The following is a 24,571-nucleotide window of genomic DNA, read 5'->3' on the forward strand; positions in this document are numbered from 1 at the left end:
GTAAAAACGTAAACTGGGTTAATCAGTCAAATAGTTAATAGTAACTTCAACCTCAACGCCTATTATCGCTGTTTTATACTAATAAGACTGGCCTTACTTAACCGCACGTACTAAATCATCACGCACCAGGCATTCTGCAATTTCCACCGTGTTGCTGGCAGCGCCGCGCAAGAGGTTATCGGCAACAACCCACATATGGAAAGCACCGGGATTTTCCCGATCTGCACGAACACGACCGACAAAAGTCGCCTTCTTGCCGGCTGCTAACAAGGGTTGAGGGTAAAGCTGTTTTTGCGGATCGTCTTGCAAAACTAAACCTGGCGTTTTGGCCACTTCGCGTTGGATCGCGCTCGCAGTTGCACTTCTATCCTTGAGCACAAAGTAGACAGTCTCGCCGTGACCAACTTCAACCGGGACCCGCACACAGGTTGCCGTCACCTTGATACGGTCGGAATTTTGGTCATTAAACAAAATCTTCTTCGTTTCATGGATCATTTTCCACTCTTCATGGGTATAGCCGTCATCCTCAAAGACATCAATCTGAGGCAGCAGGTTAAACGCCAGCGGATAATGCTTGGAGTCAGATGAGGTTGGCAGGATTTTGGCCTTAGCTGGTTGCTCATTCAAACGGGCCTGCGCCTCGCTAAGCAGTTCATCCCACGCTGCCTGACCCGCTCCCGACACCGCCTGATAGGTCGAAACAATAATCTGCTCGATCCCCCAACGTTGGTAGATGGGATACAGAGCTGCCACCATTTGAATAGTTGAACAATTGGGATTGGCAATAATACCGCGATGCTGGCTCAACTCTTGGTCATTGACGCCCGGAATAACGAGCGGAACTCCCTCCTGCATGCGGAAGGCACTGGTATTATCCACGCAGACTGCACCACGTTTGACCGCCTCAGGTAACAGCTGCTGTGACACTGTACCGCCTGCAGAGGACAGAACCAAATCAACACCTGTAAAGGAATCCGGTTGGGCTTCTTCTACTGTTATTTCCTGCTGGTGAAATTTTAATTTTTGACCAGCCGAACGCTGAGAAGCTAGCAGTTTAATCTTTTTTACCGGAATTTGTGAATGTTCCAATTCATTAAGTAAGCGGTGTCCCACGGCACCCGTAGCGCCAAGGATCGCCACAACATATTCTCTCATTACTTACTGCCTCTTTCCTTCAAAAACTTTTTAATGCGCTTCATAGCCACTTGCAATTCTTGATCGCTAGCAGCATATGAAAAGCGAATATAACCTTCACCGCCCTCGCCAAACGAACTACCCGGGGTACCGCCAACCTTGGCCTGGTGTGCCAGGTCTAGCGCAAAGGCTTTATCATCAGTGCCATACTCTGCCGGAATCTGACTAAAAACGTAAAATGCACCTTCACTGGTCTGCGTTTTTAGACCCACATCATTGAGGACTTTAACAATATAATCGCGGCGCCTTTGATAAATTACCCGGGCCGCTGCCGGATCCCCAGCCCCATTCTCCAAGGCCTCAGCTGCAGCGGCCTGGGCGGGATTGGATGGCGCAGTTACCATAAAAGCATGCATTTTAGCAATCAGACTAAGCAATTGCGCCGGTCCGGCGACGTACCCAATCCGGTAGCCCGTCATCGCGTGAGATTTTGAGAGTCCATTGATTAACAATGTCCGCTCCGGCAAATAATGGGCAATCGAGACATGTTTAAAGTCATAGGTCAATTCACTATATATTTCATCAGAAATAACATACAGGTGGTGCTTGGCAATTAGCGGCGCCAGTTGGGCTAAGACTTCAGGCGAGCACTCTCGACCAGTTGGGTTTGTCGGATAGTTAAGCAAAATTGCCTTAGCAGCAGGATGTTCTGCCAGTGTTTGGGCAAGAGCCTGCGGCGTCAACACAAAATCTGACTTTGCCGTATTAATTGCCACCGCCTTCGCCTTGGTATACTGCAATAAAGGAAAATATAGGGCATAAGATGGGGTCGGCACGATTACCTCATCCCCCGGTTGAAATAAGGTCAGCATGGTGGCCGCCAATGCTTCAGTCGCACCCACGGTCGCAATGATTTCAGTATCGGGATCATAGGCCAAGGCTTGCTCGCGCTGCAAAAAATGACTGATAGCCTGGCGTAATCTAAGTGTACCCCGCTGGGCCGAATAGTGTGAATCATCATTTAAAATACTCTCCACCGCCGCTTGCTTGACGTGTTCAGGCGTGTTCAGATTGGGTTCTCCCAGGGTTAATTTGATCAGTCCAGGAATGTTATCAATCTTCTGGGCGAACGCCCTGATACCGGACGGTGGGATTTTTTCCAGTGGTGAATGAATAATTTGAGTTAAATCGGAAGCTAGTTGTGGCATTTTTCACTCCTTAGATTGTTAATATATTTTCTAACCCGACTACTAATTCGGTCAGGTTCATCACCTGGTCTAGCGCAACTTTGACGCCCTGCATAAATGATGAACGTTCAAAGGAGTCCTGCCTGATGGTCAACGCCTCGCCGGGTCCGCCAAAAAGCACCTGCTCATGAGCAACATAGCCAGGCAGACGAACCGCGTGAACCGCGATCCCATCGTAGTTAGCACCGCGCGCGCGAGGAGCATCCCGCACACTTTTTTGTTCCGCTTTATGACGGCCAGCAGCTATCATTTTAGCCGTGGCAATGGCGGTTGCGGACGGCGCATCCACCTTGTCAGCATGGTGCAGCTCAACTATCTCCGCCTCAGGAAAGTAACGGGCGGCCGCCTGGGCAAATTTCATTAATAAAACCGCCGAAAGGCCAAAGTTGGGGGCAATAATTCCGCCTAGATTCTTTTCACTAGCCAATCTTTGCAGTTTTTTTATTTGGTCAGCTGTTAAGCCACTAGTACCAACAATTGGCCGCATGTGATGCTCCAGGGCAAACTTGGTATTAGCAAAAACGGCCTGCGGCGTGGTGAAGTCAATCCAAATGTCGGCATCAGTTTCCACAGCGGATAAGTGATCAAAGCGCTGAACCGTCTTTTCCAGTTCGGTATTGGCTGTGGCTGTAGGCGCCAAGACAGCAACCAATTGGCAATCTGCTCGCTTTTCTACTAAACGTATAGCTTGCTTGCCCATAGAGCCGGTAGCTCCGGCAATGAGAACTTTTTTCATTAATCTACTCCTAGTTCCAATGGTAATTCATGCAGCAGTGCCGACTCGTTCAACCCGAGATGAACAGCTAGCTGCTTTTTTTCCGCTTCATTCAAAGCCGTAATCGGCAACCGGCAACCACCCGCTGCTAGACCCTGCGCATTTAAAACGGCCTTGACCGGTGACGGTGACGGATACATGAACAATGCCGCCATCTTGGGCACCAGCCGCCGCTGCAACGTACCAGCTCCCTGGAAGTCACCCCGGTACAAGTCATCGTACATTGCCCGCATGGCCCGGCCATAAACGTGACTTGCAACCGAGATTATGCCCCGCGCACCTAATACTCTGGCCGCCAAAGACTGCTGGTCTTCGCCGGTATAAACCAGAAAATCACTGGCGGTATGTTCCACAATGTATTCCAGGTCTTCAAGTTCACCGCACTGCTTAACGCCAGCAATTTGGGGATTATCAGCAAGAGCAACTAAAGTCTCTTTAGTGATTTTTACTCCCGTCCGGCCCGGAATGTTATAAATCATTATTGGTACCTCAGCCTGGCTGGCCACCGCTTCAAAGTGCTCCTTGAGTCCCCTTTGGTTAGGCTTGTTGTAGTACGGTGCAACTACCAGCGCGAGGTCAATCCCAGGAATGGCACTCACTTCACGGGTAAACGCGACCGTCTGGGCGGTGTCATTGCTCCCTGTGCCCGCAATCACAGGCACACGGCCGCCGACCAGCTGGACAAACTTCGTGTACAGGACAATTTTTTCATCATGTGTCATCGTGGCGGTCTCACCGGTTGTGCCGCCAATGACAAATCCCCGACTTCCGGTTGCCAGCAAGTGTTCAACTAGCTGCTTGAGTCCCGGATAATCAATCTCCCGCTTCTCATTAAAAGGAGTAATTATCGCTGTTAGTAGGTCAGCATTAGTAAAATTCGTCATCATTGTTCTCCTTCATCGCGGTGCATGTGTGCTGTTAAAAAGCCAATCATCGTTTCAACTCCCACCGTGATAGCTTCTTCACGTGGATTAAAGGTAGCCGCATGAAGTTGCGCACGATCTTCTACCCCTAGCCAAAACATCGTCCCAGGAACCTGTGCCAACAAATAGCCAAAGTCTTCACCCGTCATCGCCGGCTGGGTCTCCTGGTAAGTGATCTGCGGCGTTTGCTGCAGATAATCAATGAATTCCGCAGTCAATTCTGGATTGTTTTCAACCGGCCAGTAACCGCCCTGGTTAAGCTGAATATCCACTTTAGCATCGTAGCTTTTGGCAATACCAGCTGCTACTGCGCGCAAGCGTTCATCAATGCGCTCAATCATGGTCTGGGTCAGGCCGCGAATTGTCCCCTCAAGGTGGGCATGACCAGCAATTACGTTGCGGACCACGCCAGCCTCCAGCTTACCGATAGTGATTACACCACCGGCAACCGGATCAATACTGCGGGACACAATGGTCTGAATCTGATCAACTAACTGGGCAGCAGCCACAATCATGTCGTTGGCTCGTTGCGGATATGCGGCGTGACCGTCTTGACCATACAGGTCAATGTTTACCTCAGTCGTACCGGCAAAAAGCGTCCCCAGGCGGCAGCCAATTGTCCCTACCGGCAGGTCCGGCGTGACGTGCAGTGCAAAAAATTCATCGGGTCGTAATTGACCGGCCAAAAGCCCCTGCTCATAGGCCAACTTCCCACCACTTTCACTCTCTTCAGCTGGTTGAAAAAAGAAGAGCAGGTTGTCCTGCGGTTGGTGGTCACTAAAATAACTAAGGATTCCTAGTGCAACTGTCATGTGCAGGTCATGGCCACATGCGTGCATTCGTCCCTCGTTTTGCGAAGAAAACGGCAAGTTTGTTTTTTCCTGGACGGGCAGGCCATCCATGTCGGCCCGGTAACCGATTGTTTTAACCGGATGACTGCCTTGAATTCTGACTATAATAGCTGTCGGCAATTGGCTAAAGGTCATAACCTGTAAATGCTGCTGGTTAAACTGCCCGATTACCTGAAGCAGATACTTTTGGGTTTCTTGTTCCTGCAGAGCTAATTCAGGCATCTGGTGCAAGTCGCGGCGGATCTTGCTTAGTTGCTGAGTTGTTAACATAAGATCACAACTTTCTTAAATCTTTCTCAATCTTGGTTTTAGCGGCTGTTTTCTGATCACGCTGTTTGATAATTTTGGCAGGGACACCTGCAACTACAGTAAGGGCGGGTACATTTTCGGTGACTACGGCACCGGCCGCGACCACCGCCTCATCGCCGATTTGCACGCCTTCCAAGACCACGGCATTGGCACCAATCAGCACATTTTTGCCAATTCGCACTGGTTGAGCTGACGCCGGCTCCACCACTCCGGCAATGACGGCACCTGCGCCCACGTGTGTGTTAGCGCCGATAACGGCCCGGCCACCTAACACGGCATTCATATCAATCATGGCACCAGGACCAATTTCAGCTCCGATATTAACCACTGCCCCCATCATGACTACCGCACTATCACCGATTTTAACCTGGTCGCGGATCATGGCACCGGGCTCAATTCTGGCAGCGATATTCTTTAAATCCAATAGGGGAACTGCCGAGTTACGGCTAATATTTTCAACCTGATATTCGGTTATTTTGCCAGCATTAGCTTTTAAAAAAGGGGCTAGTTCCTGCCAATCACCAAAAACGACGCCGGTTTGTTTTTCAACAAAGGACTTAACTCCGGCCGGCCAGGTTAAGCTGTTCAGATCACCCTTGACGTAGACCTTTACTGGCGTTTTTTTAGGTGCATTAGCAATAAAATCAATAATTTCTTGTGCTGATCTGTTTTTCATTTGGTAACCTCACTTTAGTTGATATGATTGATCATGGCTGATAAGATCTTCGTATGTTTCACGTGTAACTACTTCCTGTGCTCGGCCATTCTCCGCAAAGACCACTGCTGGCCGCGGTACGCGGTTGTAATTGGAAGCCATACTATAGCCGTATGCGCCTGTAGCCAAAACGGCAATGACATCACCGGGCTTAGTAGCTGGCAACGATACCTGCTTAATCAGAACATCACCAGATTCACAATAGCGGCCAACCAGACGTACTGTTTCACGTGGTTGGGCGGCTGGTGAGCTGGCCAAAACTGCCTCATAGTCAGCCTGGTAAAGTGCGGGACGGATATTGTCACCCATGCCGCCGTCAACCGCCACACATGGCGTTAGGCCTGGCACATCCTTGCGCGAACCGACTGTGTACAATGAATAACCTGCACCGCCCACCAGTGCCCGGCCTGGCTCAATCCAAATAGCTGGCTGGTCCAAGTGATATTCTTGCGCGCTTGCGCGCATTGTTTGCACAATCTGCGTGATAAAGGTTTGAGCAGGAAGTTCTTTGTCGGCTGCAGTATAGTGGATACCAAAACCACCGCCCAAGTTTAAAACCTGTGGCTGGTAGCCAAACTTCTGAGACCACTCATGGACTAAGGCCAGTAGTTTTTGCACTTCTAACTGGTAACCATCAACCTCAAGAATCTGTGAACCAATGTGGGCATGCAGGCCAATTAAAGTCATCCACGTGCTGGCCTGTACTTGAATGAGAGCTTGCTCAGCCTGCCCCGATTGCACATCGAAACCAAATTTACTGTCCTCTTGGCCGGTTTGGTCATATTCATGGGTATGTGCAGTCACACCGGGGGTGACCCGCAACATTACCTGCATATGACTTTGTGTTTCAGTTAAGATTTCCTCTAACAGCTCGATTTCGTAGAAGTTATCCAAAATAATCACGCCAACATGGTTTTTGACCGCCATGATCAGTTCTTCCCTAGTCTTATTATTACCGTGAAAACTGATTTTTGCGGTTGGAAATCCGGCCCTAAGTGCGGTATAGAGCTCGCCTCCCGAAACAACATCGATATGGCCACCCAACTGCTTGATTACTTGATACATTGCAACGGTGGCAAAGGCCTTGCTCGCATAACTGATTACATAAGCGCTTTGGGCTTGCTCAAAGGCCGTTGCAAATGCCTGATACTGTTCCCGAATCTGTCCCACGTCATAAGCCACTAGCGGACTACCAAACTTTTTGGTTAATTCTAGGACATCAACGCCGCCGATCGTCAGGTGTCCTTGATTATTAGTGTGATAGTATTTTTCTGTAGACATGGCAACCTCCGCTGTACAAATAAAAGGACCCTTTTGTGTGCTTAAACAAAAGAGTCCTTCGAATTTAAAATTATTTTCTGGTATCAGTTTTGTCGATAGCGCTCCGCAAACTCTGTTTTGCGACAGTCCGTAACTTCTTAAATTACGTCCCAGCTAATTAATTACCGCAATAATTAATGCTTCGGCAACCGCCCCTTTCACTGGTTTCTTCATTTTTGCAGAAACTCCGCCAGCTAATCTTGTTAGTTGCAACCTCTTCGATTTACTAAAATATTATTATCATTTATTCATAATGTCAAGCTTTTATTTCGGCTAATTTTAATAAATATTTTGACTATTAATCTTTTCCGTTATGCACGGGCCGTTTTTCTGCTAGCTAAATTTATTTTTTATCCCGCAAAAATCATTGCTATTAAGGTAAAAATATCAAAATTTTAGTTTTTTTGACCAGCCATTTTTTACTTTATTGTTGCAGTTAAAAATTTTGATGATAAAATGCTTTACTAAAATAAACTAAGTTTTTTTTAATCTATGGGGATGCAAAATGAAAGTTGTAAAATTTGGTGGTAGTTCTCTGGCTAACGGCGAGCAATTCCAAAAAGTAGTCAATATTATTAATGCCGATACCGAACGCAAAGTCATTGTCACCTCAGCGCCGGGCAAAAGGTTCGACCGGGACACCAAGGTAACTGACCTGTTAATCGATTATGCCCAGTACACCAGCAAAAAACAGGAGACGGCACTTATTTTCAAACAAATTTGGGCTAGATACCAAGAAATTGCTGATTATTTTCACATTGCGGCAGAGCAGCTGGCGCCTTTACGGCAGGAACTAGCCACTTTGCCCGCCAACAAGTACCGCAGTCAAGCTATCTTACTGGCTACCTTTAAGGCCCATGGCGAAAAACTTAACGCCCAGCTTTTGACTTTGATTTTACAAAAAAAGCAGATTGCTGCCCGTTACCTCGATCCCCAACCGGCGGGATTTGAAGTTGATGGTCCCGCTAATGATGCCCACATCTTGCCGCAAACCTACCAGAACCTGCAAAGATGGCAAGAGCCAGCCACTTTGCTAGTTGTCCCTGGCTTTTACGGTATCAACGAAAACGGTGAAATTGCCACTTTTTCACGGGGAGGATCAGATATCACCGGTGCCATTTGGGCACGTGGACTGCAGGCTGACTTATACGAAAACTTCACTGATGTAAACGCAATTTATGCTGCCAATCCGCAAATTATTAAGCATCCCCAAGCAATCAAAGTCATGACCTACCGAGAAATGCGCGAACTTTCTTACGCTGGCTTTTCTGTTTTTCACGATGAGGCAATTATCCCCGCCATTGAGGGCCAAATTCCGATTAACGTTAAAAGCACCAATCATCCCGAGCTACCGGGGACAATGATTGTTCCAGAAAAAGAATTTCAACCGCAACATGTGATTACCGGCGTTGCTAGTTCTAATCACTTTTCCGCATTATACTTACATCGATACCTGCTTAATAAAGAAGTTGGATTTACACTTAAATTATTGCATATTTTTTATAAATATAATATTTCTTATGAACATATGCCTTCCGGTATTGATGACTTAACCGTTATTTTTGATAAGCGCCAGTTTACCGCTCAAGTTCGGGATCAGATGTGTAACGATATTCGAGCAATGCTTGCACCAGATTACCTAGAGTGGATCGATGATTACGCTATTATCATGGTTGTTGGCGAAGGCATGCGCAATAAAATTGGCGTAATGAAAAACATCACGGCTCCCCTTGCGCAAAAACACGTGGCAATTCACATGATCAATCAGGGTGCGTCACGTATTTCAATCATGTTGGGTACCAAAAGAGCCGATGCCGCTGCTGCTGTTACCCAGATTTACCAACAATTTTTCAATTAATCATTAAGGAGACAAGATGATGGTCCAATTACAAAAAGTGCATGGTTCACAAAATCAGTTTTTCCTGCTTGACCAGACCAGTCTGCAGAAAGCTCTTTCTACAAATGAGTTGGTCAGCCTGGCCCAACAATTAACCAATCCCCAGAATGGTCTTTTAGGTGGCGCGGATGGCTTACTAGTGGTCAGTGCTTCGCAGCATCCTCAGGTTCGTGGCCGCATGCAAGTAATTAACAGTGATGGCACTTTCGCTGCAATGTGTGGCAACGGACTGCGAACTGTTGGCCGCTACTTAGCCGAAAAATATGGTGAGACTGACTTTAAGGTTGAAACCTTGCAGGCCGATTTGCAAGTCAGTTGCCAATCCGATTGGGCCCCGCAGGTAAAGGTGATTAGCGTTGAAATTAGTCCCGTCAGTTTTCAAGATACGGCTTTACCCTTCACCAATCTAGGCGGTCCAAAACTAGTTAACCAATTTGTTCCTGCCTTCGCAGACGAGTTAAAATTTTCGGCAGTTGCCGTTCCTAATCCTCATCTTATAAGCATAGTTAGTCATGATGTGTTAACCAGCAATTTATTAGAAAAATTAGGCACTAGATTAAATCAACCTAACGCTTATTTTCCGGATGGAGTCAACGTCAGCTTTGCACAAGTAGTTAATTCCAGGCACCTTTTTGTCAGAACCTTTGAACGCGGCGTCGGCTTCACGAATGCCTGCGGCACTGGTATGTCGGCCGCTAGTCTGATTTTTGCTTTAACAAATCCCCAAGCTGCGGCTTTCGAGCAAATTCTCACCGTTGCCAATCCAGGCGGCTTTGTTCAAACCAAAGTCCATCAAACGCATGACAGTTACTGGATTGAACTCATTGGCAATGCCACAATTACCCATTATCTTGAGGTTGACGAGGCTGAATTGCATCAGTCGCAGCCTGATTTTGACCGATTCGAGGTCACTTCAACCAGTGAAGATGCTGCTTATCGCGACTTTATCGCCCAACACACGGTTTAACTTACTCCACGCGAAATTTAAATTAGACTTTTCGAGGAAAAAATACTCCTAATAGTTGACCTAAATATCTAACTATTAGAAGCACTTCACAATTAATCATTGTTATTCTCTTATTTACTCCATCCAGCTATTTACTAAGAACTGGTAATTCAGGACCGGATAGGTACTTTACATCAGAAGCTTTTACATACGCTGGCTAATATGCTCGATAATAAATTTTTTTGTTATCTTTAGGATTAACTACCTTAATAGCAATGATTACCTATCATTGCCTTTATTTAAATATAATTTATTTTTTACGTCATCTGCTGTATTTGATGGTTCTAGATGTCGGCCATAAATATATTTAACATCAGAAGCCTTCACATACACGTAGCTAGTATCATTTAGTAAAGTTCGATAAAAAAGTTCAGCTTTATTTTCACTCGGGATCCAAATATAACGTAAATCTACTACGTCAGTACCACGTCCTTGCTTAAAAGTAATGACTTTATCAGCATTCCCATCAGCATCATAAAGTCTAGCATCATTCACAAACTTTATACCCATGAAATTAGTATATGGTCGTAATATTTGTCGAACCTTAATTTTCACATCATCCAGCTGTCATCACACTGGTAGCCGTTTTATCCTTAATGGGGATAATCATGAATTTACGCGTCATGCGTTCATACAGGGGTAAGAGGACATGGTCATCTGTGGTTTTGTGGCCTAAGACTAGGTCGCATTCCCAGTGACCAAACTCGCGGCGCTGGTTAATAGCAGCAGCCCGCTCACTAAATACTGCGCTCCAGTCTGCGTTTATGCTGGCATATCCGTTTGGCTTTGGTCTTGCGGCCACAATTTAAGCGCCTTTTCTGATAGAGTCTTTGCGCTGATTGGTCATCACAGCGGTGCCGTTTACCGTGGTATAAAGAAATTTGGCCCCGTTCAAGCTCATATTTCACGGTTGAGGGTGAACAGTTGAGACTAGCGGCAATTTGACGCAGGGACTGGCCCTGCTGGCGCAAGATTTGGATAATCACGCGGTCTTGCAAAGCAAGATGTTGGCCCTTTTGGTAATTACATTCTATCAAAGAAGTTCAATGGACTTTTTTATTTTCTAATCAGGGCAAGTGTTCAACTTCATTCTACAATTTACCAAAAAATAAAAATGCAGCTGTTAATGTAGCATAACTAGACATAAAATAATTTAATCTAACCGTTCTTAATTTGGTGATAAATAGTTGCCGGTAATTTTAACTCGTATAGCAAAAGTGCAGACTGTTAACTCAGTCTGCACTTTTTTACTTACTAGTCTTACCACTAGGCTACTATTACTTCTTTTGAGCATTTTTAGAAACAGCAAACATGATTAGCGGTAAAAGCACAAACCCAAAGGTCATTATCATAATTGCGTACCAGTTAACACCTATTACTTGGCCATTTTTGATGATACCAAACTGAGCTTGCCAGTTATAATTGACTAGTAAGAAAATAACTAAAACGATTGACAGAATTGGCACAAAGATATCCGTCAGAATATTCTTGGGTGCGGGCAAAACCGCCTCTTTGTTTTTGCCATAATAAAAGCTAATGACTGCCAGTGGAACAATAATAAAACCCAAGAATCTGACCATTGCGCTCAGCGTAATCAGGTTGACCATGTTGTATTGAAAGGCTAATGGAACCAGGATTGCCAGAGCTTCTGAAATAAAGAAAGTTCTGATTGGAAAATTATTTTCCGTCCTTTTAATCAAGGAATCTGGTAGCTGGTGCTCACGCGCCATTGCCTCTAAAATACGCGGTGCGTTAAAGCTGGAAGCGACATTGATGCCTAGCATTGAAATGAGCGCTCCCACCAGAATCACGTCACGCAGAAAATCGTTTTTAAAAATTGCACTAATAGCTACTACCTGCTTAGTAGTCATCAAGGTCTTGGGATCGAGCACCATAGCCACGGCAACTACGCCAATGTAAATCGCCGCAATGACAAAGATAGCCAGTGGAATGGCCCGCGGCAAGTTCTTCTCCGGCTTCTGCATGTCCTCTGACCCAGAAGCAACGGATTCAAAACCAGTAAAGGCATAAAATGCGGAAACAACCGCCATAACAAAGCCCGTAGTAGTCAATGTTGGCACAATTTTCTGGCCATTTTGGGTGATTTGGTCAGCTGCCCCCAGACTGTGTGACGCACAAGTCGTAATGAGCAAGACCACACCAGCAACAATAATTAGCAACAGTGCAGCTAATTTGCCCACTGTAGCCATATTCATAACTACTTTGACAAACTTTTGACCAAACAAATTAATTACGGTAATCAGTAACATTAAGATTAGAAAACCGACCGTTACACTGGTAAAATTATCAGGATTCCCACCAAAAATGGAAATAGTCGACTTAATCACGCCGACAGCCATCACGCCCCAAGCCACACTTGCCGAAAAATAGCGTAAAATACCGACGTAAAAGCCCACATTATCACCAAACGCCGCCTTAGAATAGGCGTAAGAGGCACCTGATTTGGTCACATACTTGGCCGCCGCCGAAAAGGAAATAGCTAAGATCGATGCAAAGGCAGCCGCGATTAGATAGACCACCAGTGCCTTACTTCCTGCTTGACTAACAACACTTCCTGGGGTCAAAAAGATGCCGGACCCGATAATTGAATTAATTGCCAAAAAGACAATTGACCAAAATCCTAACTTGTCGTTCGCTCGTTTACTCGTATTCATTACAGGAGCTCCTTTACTTTGCATTTTCAATGACAAATTTAAATAAATTATTCATAAATTTAGTATTTGAATTACGATGTAGCATTTCTGGGTGCCATTGGACAGCCACCACATTACCCGCCTTATTTTCCAGCCCCTCCGTGACACCGTCGCTAGAACATGCAACTGCCTGCAAGTCTGGCGCAACGTCTTTAATTAATTGGTGGTGGAAGGAATTAGTAGCAAAGCGGGGCTTCCCCAATATTTGAGCCAGATGGCTACCTGTTTGGACTTTTACCTCATGAGTTGGCAGATCAGGCGTGTGACCCTGATCATGCTTGTAAGTCTTTTCCGGGCGATAACTAATATCTTGGTAAAGACTACCGCCGTGGGCTACATTGATAATTTGCGCACCGCGACAGATGCCAAGAATCGGTTTATGCTTTTCTTCAGCCAGCTTTAACAAGAGCATGTCAAAGTGGTCCCGCTCAGGCCACGTCTCACCTATCTGGGGCAATAATTCCTCGCCGTACAAGTGCGGGTCAACATCATGACCGCCAGATAAGATCAGTCCTTGAACTTGATCCAGCTGCGCTTCAATGACCGCTTCATCTGCAGTAAAGGGAATAATAAAGGGTACCCCACCATTTTGAACTACAGAGTCAACATAATCTTCATTGACATAACTACGTCGATAGCCCGGGAACATTCCGCCCGAATCAACTATCACCGATCCCGAAATTCCAATAATTGGTCTTGTCATTTTTACTCACCAGTCTTTTCTTTAAACTAATTACTATATTATATAGTTGACAAACCAATTTTGTACTATATTTGATTTGTCTTCTAAATTTTTTAGGGCAAAACAGTATTACTTAAGGTAGAGATATAAGCAAGTGACACCAGTTCATTACATTACATACTTTTCACATCAAAGAACCGTCATCACATACTCGCTACATTCCTAATGGCTAGTTTCACTACTAACTTTGTCGCCATCTTTCTAGGTGCAAACCTGGTGGCTTAGGAATACCCTTAGCTTCATTCACAAACCCGCTAGCACTAAAGGGCCTATATTCATAATTAACCTGTGGTTACAGGCTTTTTAGTCATTAATTGTTAGACTGAATTTTCTCTCATAATTAGACTTACTTACTAGTTTGTAAATTAAATTATTTATCTTGCAACTTGTTTATTTCCTGGGAAATTTTTTGAATCTCATTCATTGATGCGCCTGGCTTAGACAGCAACTGGTCACGCTTAAACCTTAAAAGTTCTATCTGATTAGCAGTTTGCGTATTCTTATGATTAACAAAAGTAGTAGGTAAAACCAGCTGATGGTCATGGATATGCCAGGTGACCAGATTCAAATTGGCCAAGAATTCCTGATCGTGGGACACAATAACAACGGCAAACGGATAGTTTTTGATGAATTCTTCCAGTGCTGTAATAGCGGGCAAATCCAAAAAATTCGTCGGTTCGTCAAGAATAAGCAAGTTATGCTTTCCCAACAGTACCTTGGCCAATTTAAAGCAGATCAACTGTCCGCCACTTAAATGGTAAACCGGTCTAGTCAGGAAAGGGTGCAAATGAAGATCGCCTAGTAGTTGCATAGTTGCTGCATTATCAAATATTGTTACCCGTTGAATTTCATTTTGCACAGTTTTATTATCTGTTATTTCCTGGGTCATATTTTGCTGGAAAAAGCCAATCTTGGCTTGCGGATTAACCCATTGTTTAAGCTGATCTTGCCATAATTTATTAAGAAAAACGGACTTACCGCTACCATTAGGACCGGTCAAAGCAATTTTTTCACCATTTTTAATTTTGAGCTCGACCGAAATTTGAAACAGCTTATTTTGGGTAACGATAACTTCTTGGGGTTCAATTCTAAACAAGGTACTGTTCCGAGGCGGTTTCAAGTCATTTAGCTGTAAATTGTTCAGTGTAATCGGCCGGTGTGTTACGGGCTTGTCTAGTTTAACTGTTTCTTTTTTGATACGGTTCTTAAGGATAATGCTTGAACGCAACAAGAGACCTTCTATCCCACTCGAGTCTTTAATTTTCCAGTCTGACCATGAGATGTTCTTTTTCTTCTTTCGGGCCTGCTTGCCCTTCACTTCCTTTTGCCTTTGAGCTTTTTGTAATTTTTGGATATGCTTTTGCTGGTTATAGTAGACAAGTGCTTGTCTTTTTTGCTCTTTTTCTCTTGCTTCACTGAATTGGGTGTAAGTGCCCTGATATTCCCTTATTTTTTTATCCTGCAACAACCAAATCGTGTTGGCCGTTTGCTTCAAAAAATTACGGTCATGACTAACGATGATTACTGGCTGAGACAAACCATTAAGTAGTTTTATCAGCCAGGACTGCTGCGTAGTATCAAGATTCGACGTGGGCTCATCTAAGAGAAGCAGACCCCGGGGATATTGCTGCAAGCGCCGATGCGCCGTTATAATAGCGGCCTTTTCCCGTTCGCCGCCGCTTTCCTCGTCATAAGTCAAAATTTGTGGCACCCGGACAATCTGGCAATTGCGTCTAATCTGACCTGTTATATTGAACAGAACTGCCTCTTCATTCAACACCTTAAGCAAAGTGGTTTTACCAGCACCATTTGCCCCGATCAAGCCAACGTGCTGACCTTCCTGCACATTTAAACTAGCAACTTTGAAGAGTTCTTCACCCTGATATTCAAGCCTAAGTTCAGTCATTTTAAGATATTCCATACGTAACATCGCCTTTAAACAGTTTTTAGCCGTTTAAGTACAAAAAGCACTGTTAACCCAATTACGCCGAATCAGATTAGCAGTGCACAAAAAGCCAGTGTCACATAAAGACTACTGCAAATAGTTCATTACTAATTTCTGATCATCGGCAAAAGCGCACAAAAAGCGCTTGGGTTATCAACCTTTTTTGCTTACCAACAAAATCAGAAATTAGTTTTTCATTTTACGCAGTTGCCTCGTTTCTTAAAGTTACAACCAATGTATCATCTTTTTTTAATTTATGCAAGTGATTTATTCACTTTGCTTTCTAATCAACCTTGGCAAAAACCTCACACACCATTGGCGCCTGCGGATAAAACTGCTTACCAACCTTTTCGTATTCTTGCTTAAAAAAGCGGTCGTGGATTTCCCGCCAATTTTCATAAGTACGGTCACCTTCATGATATGCATGTTCTACTGAAATTAAATTATAGGGGACCAGCTCGACTACCCTTTCCTGAACCACACAAACTGGGCTACCAGCATTAGTTAGAATAATACCCCATTCACCCACTTGAGGCAGTTCCTCGTGCTGGTCGTATAGTTCATAAGCCGACGTCGTAGCGGTTTTAATTCCGCGGTTTACTAAATCTGCCAGGCCGTCTGGGTCATCGCCAAAGGCCCAGGCGTCAACTGGCGTATCAGCTGACAGTTGATGCCTTTGACAAAAGTTCTGCCAAAATTCTTTTACTTCTTTATTCATCATAACCACCATTCTGGCGTCAGTTCGCCCATTGTCATTACCTTGGCCTGCTCGTAATCCATCATCACTTCAACTTTTTGGTAGTCCTTTTCCATTAGCTGCACGATGAATTCACGGCAAGCACCACACGGTGCACCGTTTTTGCCATCCGACATCAGAGCTAAGACCCGGGTAACGCGCGCTTCACCCTGCGCGATCATGTTAAACAAGGCGTTACGTTCAGCACAGACGCCTAGGCCGCATGCTGTGTCAACGCAGACGCCGGTATAAATCTTGCCGGATTCACCCAAAACCGCCGATGCCACGCCGCCCGCTTCCATGTGCGGTGAAAGGGCTCGGAACTGCTGCACGCGTTTGGCTGCTTGGTACATTTCTTGCCATTTTTGATCCATGTATATCTCCTTAATTGGTTATTTAAATAGTAATCCATATTACCTTTGCATTAATTCTTTCACCATTAAGATAAATTCATAGCTGCCACCGTTCGATGGCATTTGTTTCCTGCCTGTAACGGCAAAGCCCGCTTTTTGATAAACCTTAAATGCGCGCTTATTAAAACTCGCCACCGCTAAAGTGATCTTGCTATATTGGCCCTGTTGCCGCACATAACCGTCAATTAACTGTAGCAGTTGGCTCCCCCGGCCTTGTCCTGTCAACTCTGGTGCCATTCCTAAGCCAAGCTCGATTCGACCAGGCTCAGTAGTTGGCTCTAGGCAAAAAAAGGCCGTTAGCTGCCCCCGGTCATCCAGTACTTGAAAGTATCTATTGCCCCGCAGCTCTGGCGTAACGATTTCGTCGTAATCTTCTAGGTCATTTTCCATGTCATAAAAGTCATACTCTCCATCATAGTGCCAATCTTTGGCAATAACTTCAGCATTGGCTTGAGTTAATTGTTCAACTGTTTGGAAGACATTTTTCATAATTTTTCTCACTTTCAATTAATTATGTTTAAATAACTATAACATATCTTTAATAATAGAGTAGGATAGTTCAAAACTAAGCAAGGAGAACTTATGACGAACTTATTTGACACTTGGACGGACGCTGGACCAATGAGGAACTTCCCTGGAATTACCAGCAAATGATTACTTCTTACTAGTTGCCCAGAAACAACCAGCTAACAAATAAAATAGTTCACTTACGCAAACTTGCTAAGTGAACTATTTTTGATATTGCGCTATACCTTCTTGTAGTCGCTGCAGCCCGTCATCAACCATCTTCAACGGACAGGCCAGGTTCATACGGATAAAGTCGTGACCATTACCGCGGTAGATACTCCCAGGAGAGATAAGTAGCCCAGTCTGGGCGCGCAGAAACTCGGCCAACTTTTGTGCATCCCGCTCAATCTGATGTACATCTAGCCACATTAAGTAGGTCGCCGTCCCCGCAATCACTTTTACCTCAGGCAGATTTTCATTGATTAAGTTATGGGCAAAGGCAAAATTGGCGTTCAACTGGGCCAGGAGAGCCTGGCGCCACTCGTGTCCCCGTTCATAAGCCGCAATTGTACCTGGGATAGCTAGTAAGTTAGGCTCAGCCAGTTCCTCACTGTTAAGTCCGCGATTGACAACATTGCGGATATTTTCACGTGGAACAATTACCGTTGCTGCATGTAGAGCCGCCACATTAAAGGTTTTACTAGGTGATACAAGTGAAATCACCTTATCTTGCGCTGCACCCGTAACCGTAAAAGCGGGCGTGTAATCTTCGCCAGATCGGACTAAGTCACCATGGATTTCATCAGACACTAGCACTACATGGTATTGCTGACATAAGTCAGCTGCCCGCTGGACTTCTTGCCTCGTCCAGACTTTACCAATTGGATTGTGTGGGTTGCAGAAAATCATCAGCGTCGTTAGCGGCTGGGCCAATTTTTGTTCAAGGTCAGCCCAATCAATCGCATAGCTCTCGCCGTCAAAGAGCAGGTCATTAGCTAGCACATGGCGGCCGTTATTCTCAATTGAATTATAAAAAATATTATAGACCGGTTCCTGCACCAAGACGTTGTCACCAATCTGGGAAACGTGGCGAACAATCGATGAGAGAGCGGGTACCACGCCCGTGGTAAAAATCATCCACTCGCGCTGCAGGCGGTGATTGTGCTCCTGTTCATACCAGTCAGCCACCGCCTTAAAATAGTCATCTCCCGGCCACTCATAGCCAAAGGCACCTAGTTCAACCTTTTCTTGCATTGCCGCAATAATTTCTGGTGCAGTCTTAAAGTCCATGTCGGCCAGCGACATGGGCAACTCACCTGGCTTAACATCCCACTTGACAGAATCAACCCCACGTCGATCTGGTGCATTGATAAAATCATACTTTTCCATTATTAATCCCCTGGTTTCTGGTTTTGATCTGAACGATCCACTTTTGCTCCAATTTTAGCACAAGCGATTTCAGTTTTGCTCGGATTAACCTTGTCCGAATCGACAATCAACTCACCAATTGCGGGTACCGAAATCTTACCTGAAAGCGGGTTTTTGACGCTGTCAATCTTGCTCGTGATTTCCGCAGTTACACGTGAAACATATTCAAAGGCCAGGTCCGTGTGCATCAGACTCGTATTGACTATTTCCAATTCATCAATATAGTTGAGGCCCTGTTCACTTTCAATCGTGCAGTTAATAAACTTAAGCTTGTGGCCGTTCCAGGCCAGGTATTCACCGTCAATGGTTGAATCGTAAACTGTTACGTTCTCACAGTTCCAGAACGCATCCTTAGAGATAAAAGTAGAATTGTGAACTTCAACGTTTTCGGCGCCATCAAAAGCATAGTTGCCAATTACACTAACGTGGTCCAGGTAGATGTTCTCGCTGTCCTTGCCAAAGTAGTCGCCATTAATCTGGCTATTGGTAATTCTAATGTCCTTGCAGGTCCACATCGTTTCTTCTGCATCGGCAAAGTGAACGTTGTCCAGCACAATCCCCTGCGCTCTTCTGAATAGCTTAGGAGCCTGCAGGGCCGAGTTTTTCACTGTAATATTTTTGGTGTACCAAATGCCACTGCGCGCCATAGTTTCAAAGGTAGTGTTTTCAACTTCAACGTCCGTGTCATACCATAACGGGTACTTCCACTTAAAGATCGAGTCTTGCAGCTTAATGTTTTTAGCTTCTTTCAGCGGAGATTCCCCGCTACCAAAAGTAATTCCTTTTAATTCAGTGTTTTCCAAGCCAAAGAGCGCCCGCTCGCCATCATAATAGTGATTTTCAATAATGTTCATTTGTCATTCTTTCCAAGTAAATTCAGTTAACTTAATAGACTAAATGCGCGAAAGCCGATTGCTTCCACGCATTTTTCTTTGTCTATTAATTATCTAACAAACATCGCTTGAGTTGAAATACTTATTAATTAGGTTCTGCGATTACTAAAAGTTATACCACTTCAACCTAACTGAAAGATAACTTTTAGTAATTGAACAAGATTAATAATTGGTATTTTAATTTTGTTGCTGCTTGGTCAGTTGAAATATTAAGGATAGAAAAGAATTAGTTTCTCTCATCAATTAAGCTTATGCCTCGCTATCAGTAATACTCGCAAATGTTCCTCACTTATTCATCCTCTACACCATTTTCAATTTGTTTCAAGTGAATAACTAGATAAAGCCGTTCACTGCTATTTAATTGATAGTCCATTTGCTGATAAAAATAATCTTGCAATTTTTTCAACGTTCCCTTTAATTCAGGAAACTGTTTCAAAAAAGACGTGAGAATTTTTTTGTTATCTGATAACGGATCATCTATATACCTATTATTACCTTGAATCTGCATCAGCAAAAAACGCAAGTGAACTGTCAACCGCTCAAGAGCAGTTGACTGAGCTGGATAGCCCAAATTTGAAATGATTATTTGTAAAATTTTGCTCAAATGCAAAGCAACAAAATTTTCGCTAGTCTGTTGTTTTTCATTAATCGGGCTCAGCTCATTTTCTACGAAATGAATTGCGATTAGTCCTGTTTCACCCGGTGACAGAGAAACATTAAACGTGCCATTAATCCGTTTGACACTTTCTTTTGCTTCTGCATACTCCAAAGGATAAATTTCTTTAACACTGGCTAGTGAAGAGACATCGTGCTTGTTGCCTCGCTTAACGGCAAAATAAATATGATCAGCCAAACTGATAATCAAAAACTGATTGAAAGTAGTCCCTAACTTTTTTTGTGCGTGCTCAACAATGTTTTTAGAAACTGCTAAATATTCAAGCGGTACGTTTTCCAATAAATTTGATAACGAGTTAAGCCAACCGGTATCCTTAATATTTTTGATAAAAGTCTGTACACCTCTGCTTTTTGCTATTTCATCACCAGGTTGCTTTTTAAAGCCAACACCATTACCAAAAAGAATTACCTGTTGCTGATTTTGATCATTAACTAGAACCACATTATTGTTAAAGACTTTTATTACTTTCATATTTGTTTCCTATTCATCGTCTGCTTCGTCATCACCGTCGTATTCATTCATATAAATCATCTGATTTTTAGCTTGACCAACCAATTCTATTATCTGTTGTTCCAGCAGTCGCTCACTAGGATCAAGCACGATCGATAACGCTAAGGCAAGATTTATTCCCGTAATGATATTGATGTGGTGCTCCTTAATTAACTGCACACTGTTCTGGTTAACGCTTCCGCCTAGTAAGTCTGTCAGTAAAAAAATCTGATCCTGTGCATCAAAGTTTTCAATTAATGCAACAAGTTTTTTAATAGGAAATTCATTCTCGCCATTTTGATATGCACAAATATAGTATAAATTTTGAATATCACCAGCAAAAAACTTGATGGTTTCTGCCATGCCTTGAGCCATTGTCTTGTGGGAAATAATTACTATTTGTTTCATACTATGCCTTAAAAATACCTAAAGCCGCACCGACCATGGCAATAACAATTACCAGTAAAATCAGTGTAGTCATCTTTCGCCCTTTTTTCAGCATCCAATATAATAAGCCAGTTAAAAGTACTGGTAACAAGCCGGGCATCAACTGGTCCAGTACTTGTTGACCAGTAAGGGATACACCTGCTTGACTAAATTTCAATGCCAGTTGAAAGTTGACAGTTGAGGGCACAATCGCCCCAATTACCGCGATTCCTAAAACTGAAACAGCGTCAGTTAAGGCAGAAAGTTGATCGCTCATATTGGTCATTAAAGACGTGCCCGAGTCGTAGCCAATACGATATGCAAAAGAACGCAGGAAAAAGAACAAAACATAAACTGCAAAATAAATCCACATTCCAATGGCATTACCATGTTTACCCATTGAAGCAGCGATTGCACCCAATACTGTAGGAAATAGAACCCAAATTAATGTATCGCCAATTCCTGAAAAAGGCCCCATTAAGGCTGTTTTTAAGTCTTGAACTGCCTGCAAAGATTTATTCTTACCCTTTTCTTCAATGGCCAGTGTTGCGCCAGTAATAATCGGTGACATCCATGGATTGCAGTTATAGAATTTGAACTGGTTATCGATTGAGGCCTGTAAACCATCTGGATCATCTTTATATATTTTGCTTAGAGCTGGAAAGAGTTCCCAAACCAAAGTAGCCGCAAAACCACTATCATAGTTATAGGTACTGATGGCCAAATAGTGTCGTCTCATTGCCCGCCAGATATCTTTTCTGGTTAAAACACGACCATCTTGTTTAGTTTCATTTTCTTTATTCATCTTCCATGTCCTCCTGAGTCAATCCGTTTACAGTAGTAGCAGCGCCGGTTCCGCTACCTTTTGAATAATTCATAAATGTTGGAATAGCACCTGCAATCCCAATTAAAGCGACACCTAAGACCGGCATCTTTAGGTAAGCAGTCAACGCAAAGCCTACTAACAGCCAATAACCATATTTCTTCAGTGGCATATAGGTCAAAAGCATTGCCATTCCAACCGCTGGAAGCATCCCCCCAGCAACATTAAGCCCAACTGTAAACCAGGCAGGCATAAAGTTTAAAATGCTGCTAACAACGGTCTTGCCAAACAATACAGCAATAAAAACTGGAATTGCAGATTCTAGCGGCATTAAAGTCGTCATTACTGGAATAAGTATCCTCATTTTGCGATATTCACGCTTATCAGCTAGTTCGTGGGCCTTATTAGTTATAAAGGAATTGAGAATCTTTAATAAAACATCTAGTTGAATACAGATCATCCCTACCGGAACACCCAAAGCTAGTCCGGCCGCCATACCTTTACCTGTACTAATAGCCACTGCAGTTGAAATTATCGCAGCAACGGCATAATCAGGAGTTGAACTACCACCCAAGGCAGCTACACCAAGAGACATTAATTGGATAGTTGCACCAACGATTAAGCCCATTTGGAAATCTCCCAAAAGCGCTCCTACCACACAAGACCAGAACATATAATTCATAGGTACAATCTGTGTCGTTTCAAAGTCCAATCTTTGAATATAAGCTAAAATAGTGATTAAAACCACTTGCCAAAATGTGAAACCCATGATTAAGCACCCGCTTTCTGATTATCTAAAATTTTAGCAACATCCACCCGATCATCTTGAGGAACATATTGTGAAGTTACCTTACAGCCTCTACTAATAATTGCTTGGTAAGTACCCACTTGGTCTGGCTTAATGTAAGCACGTTTGGTGACCTTAATTGCTCTTTCAAAGCTTAGGGTCCCGCCTAAAATAAGCTCATTTATTTGCTGACCTGCTTCAAGTAAATGCAGAAAAATATCGGGGCTTTGTGACACAACAAAAACTTTTTGTCGATCATATTTATTTGCCTTAAAGTTTTCTAATGCCGTTTGCTCGGTAATAATGGACACGGCCATTCCAGACGGCCTGCCCAACTTCATCGCCTGCTTTTTTTGCGGATCATTAGCTACATCATCATCAATCACCATCACTCGTGTAGCATTCGAGTCCGGTGCCCAGGAAGTTGCTACTATCCCGTGAAGTAACCGGTTATCAATTCTTGCTCCTACAATTGCCATTATTTTTCCTCCTAAAAACAAAAACCAAAATGCTGTTTTTCAGGCATCGCAAAGACGCGTGAACAAACAGTATTTTGGTTTCGCCAGTTTCTAAACTGTAACGATCCATTATTCATTAACTATTGTATTACTAATTATTACTTTTTAAATTTTTCTGCTATTTTGCAACGTTTTTAATAACTTTAGCAATTTCCAAACACATGTCTTCAGCCTGGGGTTCGGTGCCAAAGAAATTAAGGCTGCCATGATCGCACCCCATATACTTAATAACGTTTAGCTCAACACCTTGTTTCAACGCCCTTTTGACAAAGGTTTCTGCTACAAGTGTGATTAAGTCATATTGATTAAGTATAAAAGTGATTGGTGGAATCTTATCCCACTTTCTAATGTTAAAAATATCTACTAACTCATCACGAGGATCAATTTTATGATGGAAATAATTTTTCTCCAGACCTGGCAAGGAATTAATCATCCTAAGAATTCGGTTTTTGGCATATTCTTCATCCTCAGCACAAACATCAAACTTATCCCAGTCGTAGTATGGTTCCATATTACTGTCGGTCACGGGGTATAATTCTATTGCTCTAGCAATTATCGCCGTATCATCCATGCGGACAATACAAGAATTAATCAAGCCACTACCAGCACTGTCACCCGCTAGAACAATCTTTTCATTATCAGAACCAAGCTGCTGGTGATTCTGCTTAACCCAGTTAATAATTCCTATTGCATCATTAATGGCGGCCGGATACGGATTTTCTGGAGCTAACCGATAATGCGGAAAGACTACTGTAGATTGAGCTTGTTCAGCTATATACTTCATTTGCTTACCAAATTCTTCTATCTTGCCAGTCATGTATGCACCGCCGTGAAAGTAGATTAGGATAGGGTTAGCACGAAGCGGTTTTTCCGGTGAAAAGATAAAAGTATCAATATAATGATCACTATCTATTTCTACTAGTTGTTCATCTTGATTAACCACGCTCGTAGTTAAATCATAAGTAATATTTTCTGGACGGTTACGATCAAAATTCAAAGAAAATGGTCGGTTACCAATCCCCTCATCGATTTTCTTTTGAATAATCATTTTGACGTGTGGATCAACGATATTTAGTTTAAGCGCTCCTTTCTGTCCCGGCACAGGCTTAATAGTCTCCTCTACTCCGTTGATCACCTTCTTCATCGTCTTTGCTTGAAGTTCATCAATTTGAGACTGCGGATATTTTCTTTGCTCCATTCAAACACTCCTTTTTGCATAAAAAAACCGAAAAAGCATACAGCAACAGTATACTTTTTCGGTTTCGCCAGTTTCTAAACTGTAACGATCCTAATTAAT

The 24,571-nt window shown here is 43.6% G+C and carries 24 protein-coding genes, 1 pseudogene and 1 riboswitch; of the genes and pseudogenes, 2 read left to right on the forward strand and 23 right to left on the reverse strand.

What is annotated here, in order from left to right:
- Window positions 1–93: 93 nt before the first annotated feature.
- The 7 genes from ACSYSN_RS07450 to lysA are packed head-to-tail and all read right to left on the reverse strand — an operon-like array spanning window position 94 to window position 7,235.
- Window positions 94–1,155: an aspartate-semialdehyde dehydrogenase gene (locus ACSYSN_RS07450; RefSeq protein WP_491712200.1), complete on the reverse strand. Its 1,062-nt coding sequence runs from the start codon at window positions 1,153–1,155 to the stop codon at window positions 94–96.
- Complete coding sequence (locus tag ACSYSN_RS07455; protein WP_491712201.1) at window positions 1,155–2,342, reverse strand: aminotransferase class I/II-fold pyridoxal phosphate-dependent enzyme; 1,188 nt, start codon at window positions 2,340–2,342, stop codon at window positions 1,155–1,157. Before ACSYSN_RS07455 ends, ACSYSN_RS07450 begins: the two co-directional genes overlap by 1 nt.
- A 10-nt stretch (window positions 2,343–2,352) precedes the next feature.
- Complete coding sequence (gene dapB, locus ACSYSN_RS07460; RefSeq protein WP_491712202.1) at window positions 2,353–3,117, reverse strand: 4-hydroxy-tetrahydrodipicolinate reductase; 765 nt, start codon at window positions 3,115–3,117, stop codon at window positions 2,353–2,355.
- Window positions 3,117–4,040: a 4-hydroxy-tetrahydrodipicolinate synthase gene (dapA, locus tag ACSYSN_RS07465; RefSeq protein WP_491712926.1), complete on the reverse strand. Its 924-nt coding sequence runs from the start codon at window positions 4,038–4,040 to the stop codon at window positions 3,117–3,119. The genes dapB and dapA overlap by 1 nt, the downstream gene beginning before the upstream one ends.
- Window positions 4,040–5,200: an N-acetyldiaminopimelate deacetylase gene (locus tag ACSYSN_RS07470; RefSeq protein WP_491712203.1), complete on the reverse strand. Its 1,161-nt coding sequence runs from the start codon at window positions 5,198–5,200 to the stop codon at window positions 4,040–4,042. Before ACSYSN_RS07470 ends, dapA begins: the two co-directional genes overlap by 1 nt.
- 4 nt (window positions 5,201–5,204) lie before the next feature.
- On the reverse strand, window positions 5,205–5,915 hold the full coding sequence (gene dapD / locus ACSYSN_RS07475) for a 2,3,4,5-tetrahydropyridine-2,6-dicarboxylate N-acetyltransferase (RefSeq protein ID WP_317637413.1): 711 nt from the start codon (window positions 5,913–5,915) through the stop codon (window positions 5,205–5,207).
- A 9-nt stretch (window positions 5,916–5,924) separates the two neighbouring features.
- Window positions 5,925–7,235: a diaminopimelate decarboxylase gene (gene lysA, locus ACSYSN_RS07480; RefSeq protein ID WP_491712204.1), complete on the reverse strand. Its 1,311-nt coding sequence runs from the start codon at window positions 7,233–7,235 to the stop codon at window positions 5,925–5,927.
- 88 nt (window positions 7,236–7,323) lie between these two features.
- Window positions 7,324–7,500, reverse strand: a riboswitch (Lysine riboswitch).
- A 279-nt stretch (window positions 7,501–7,779) separates the two neighbouring features.
- Between lysA and ACSYSN_RS07485 the strand changes: the two genes are divergently transcribed.
- Together ACSYSN_RS07485 and dapF are read left to right on the forward strand one after the other, a co-directional pair.
- Entirely contained in the window at window positions 7,780–9,132 is a 1,353-nt protein-coding gene (locus ACSYSN_RS07485; protein WP_491712205.1) for an aspartate kinase, read from the forward strand.
- Window positions 9,133–9,151: 19 nt separating this feature from the next.
- Complete coding sequence (dapF, locus tag ACSYSN_RS07490) at window positions 9,152–10,138, forward strand: diaminopimelate epimerase (RefSeq protein ID WP_491712927.1); 987 nt, start codon at window positions 9,152–9,154, stop codon at window positions 10,136–10,138.
- A gap of 258 nt (window positions 10,139–10,396) precedes the next feature.
- Here the strand turns inward: dapF and ACSYSN_RS07495 are convergent, their stop codons facing one another.
- The 16 genes and pseudogenes from ACSYSN_RS07495 to ACSYSN_RS07570 all read right to left on the reverse strand — a co-directional run bounded on the left by ACSYSN_RS07495 (window position 10,397) and on the right by ACSYSN_RS07570 (window position 24,472).
- On the reverse strand, window positions 10,397–10,732 hold the full coding sequence (locus ACSYSN_RS07495) for a hypothetical protein (RefSeq protein ID WP_491712206.1): 336 nt from the start codon (window positions 10,730–10,732) through the stop codon (window positions 10,397–10,399).
- 7 nt (window positions 10,733–10,739) lie between these two features.
- A pseudogene (locus tag ACSYSN_RS07500) lies at window positions 10,740–11,214 on the reverse strand (transposase); the annotation flags it as partial.
- Between the two features lie 240 nt (window positions 11,215–11,454).
- The gene (locus ACSYSN_RS07505) at window positions 11,455–12,852 is read right to left on the reverse strand and encodes an APC family permease (RefSeq protein WP_491712207.1); all 1,398 of its coding nucleotides are present in this window, start codon (window positions 12,850–12,852) and stop codon (window positions 11,455–11,457) included.
- Window positions 12,853–12,865: 13 nt separating this feature from the next.
- A complete protein-coding gene (locus tag ACSYSN_RS07510; RefSeq protein ID WP_491712208.1) occupies window positions 12,866–13,594 on the reverse strand; it encodes a gamma-glutamyl-gamma-aminobutyrate hydrolase family protein in 729 nt (242 codons plus the stop codon).
- A 409-nt stretch (window positions 13,595–14,003) separates the two neighbouring features.
- Window positions 14,004–15,554 carry an ATP-binding cassette domain-containing protein gene (locus ACSYSN_RS07515; RefSeq protein WP_491712209.1) on the reverse strand — a complete coding sequence of 517 codons (1,551 nt, stop codon included), beginning with the start codon at window positions 15,552–15,554 and terminating at the stop codon, window positions 14,004–14,006.
- A 307-nt stretch (window positions 15,555–15,861) separates the two neighbouring features.
- Entirely contained in the window at window positions 15,862–16,296 is a 435-nt protein-coding gene (locus tag ACSYSN_RS07520) for an ASCH domain-containing protein (protein WP_491712928.1), read from the reverse strand.
- Complete coding sequence (locus ACSYSN_RS07525; protein WP_491712210.1) at window positions 16,296–16,688, reverse strand: cytidine deaminase family protein; 393 nt, start codon at window positions 16,686–16,688, stop codon at window positions 16,296–16,298. The genes ACSYSN_RS07520 and ACSYSN_RS07525 overlap by 1 nt, the downstream gene beginning before the upstream one ends.
- Window positions 16,689–16,727: 39 nt before the next feature.
- Complete coding sequence (locus ACSYSN_RS07530; protein WP_491712211.1) at window positions 16,728–17,216, reverse strand: GNAT family N-acetyltransferase; 489 nt, start codon at window positions 17,214–17,216, stop codon at window positions 16,728–16,730.
- Between the two features lie 240 nt (window positions 17,217–17,456).
- Window positions 17,457–18,623: a MalY/PatB family protein gene (locus ACSYSN_RS07535; RefSeq protein WP_491712212.1), complete on the reverse strand. Its 1,167-nt coding sequence runs from the start codon at window positions 18,621–18,623 to the stop codon at window positions 17,457–17,459.
- A gap of 2 nt (window positions 18,624–18,625) precedes the next feature.
- Window positions 18,626–19,516: a DUF3737 family protein gene (locus ACSYSN_RS07540; RefSeq protein ID WP_491712213.1), complete on the reverse strand. Its 891-nt coding sequence runs from the start codon at window positions 19,514–19,516 to the stop codon at window positions 18,626–18,628.
- Window positions 19,517–19,844: 328 nt separating this feature from the next.
- Window positions 19,845–20,702, reverse strand: coding sequence for a PRD domain-containing protein (locus ACSYSN_RS07545; protein ID WP_491712214.1), 858 nt, complete (start codon window positions 20,700–20,702; stop codon window positions 19,845–19,847).
- Window positions 20,703–20,711: 9 nt separating this feature from the next.
- Window positions 20,712–21,128: a PTS sugar transporter subunit IIA gene (locus ACSYSN_RS07550; protein ID WP_491712215.1), complete on the reverse strand. Its 417-nt coding sequence runs from the start codon at window positions 21,126–21,128 to the stop codon at window positions 20,712–20,714.
- Between the two features lies 1 nt (window position 21,129).
- Entirely contained in the window at window positions 21,130–21,951 is an 822-nt protein-coding gene (locus ACSYSN_RS07555) for a PTS system mannose/fructose/sorbose family transporter subunit IID (RefSeq protein WP_491712216.1), read from the reverse strand.
- On the reverse strand, window positions 21,944–22,738 hold the full coding sequence (locus ACSYSN_RS07560) for a PTS mannose/fructose/sorbose/N-acetylgalactosamine transporter subunit IIC (RefSeq protein ID WP_491712217.1): 795 nt from the start codon (window positions 22,736–22,738) through the stop codon (window positions 21,944–21,946). The genes ACSYSN_RS07555 and ACSYSN_RS07560 overlap by 8 nt, the downstream gene beginning before the upstream one ends.
- 2 nt (window positions 22,739–22,740) lie before the next feature.
- Entirely contained in the window at window positions 22,741–23,235 is a 495-nt protein-coding gene (locus ACSYSN_RS07565; RefSeq protein ID WP_491712218.1) for a PTS sugar transporter subunit IIB, read from the reverse strand.
- 157 nt (window positions 23,236–23,392) lie between these two features.
- The gene (locus ACSYSN_RS07570; protein WP_491712219.1) at window positions 23,393–24,472 is read right to left on the reverse strand and encodes an alpha/beta hydrolase; all 1,080 of its coding nucleotides are present in this window, start codon (window positions 24,470–24,472) and stop codon (window positions 23,393–23,395) included.
- Window positions 24,473–24,571: the final 99 nt, after the last annotated feature.

The organism is Lactobacillus sp. ESL1191, from assembly GCF_058504435.1.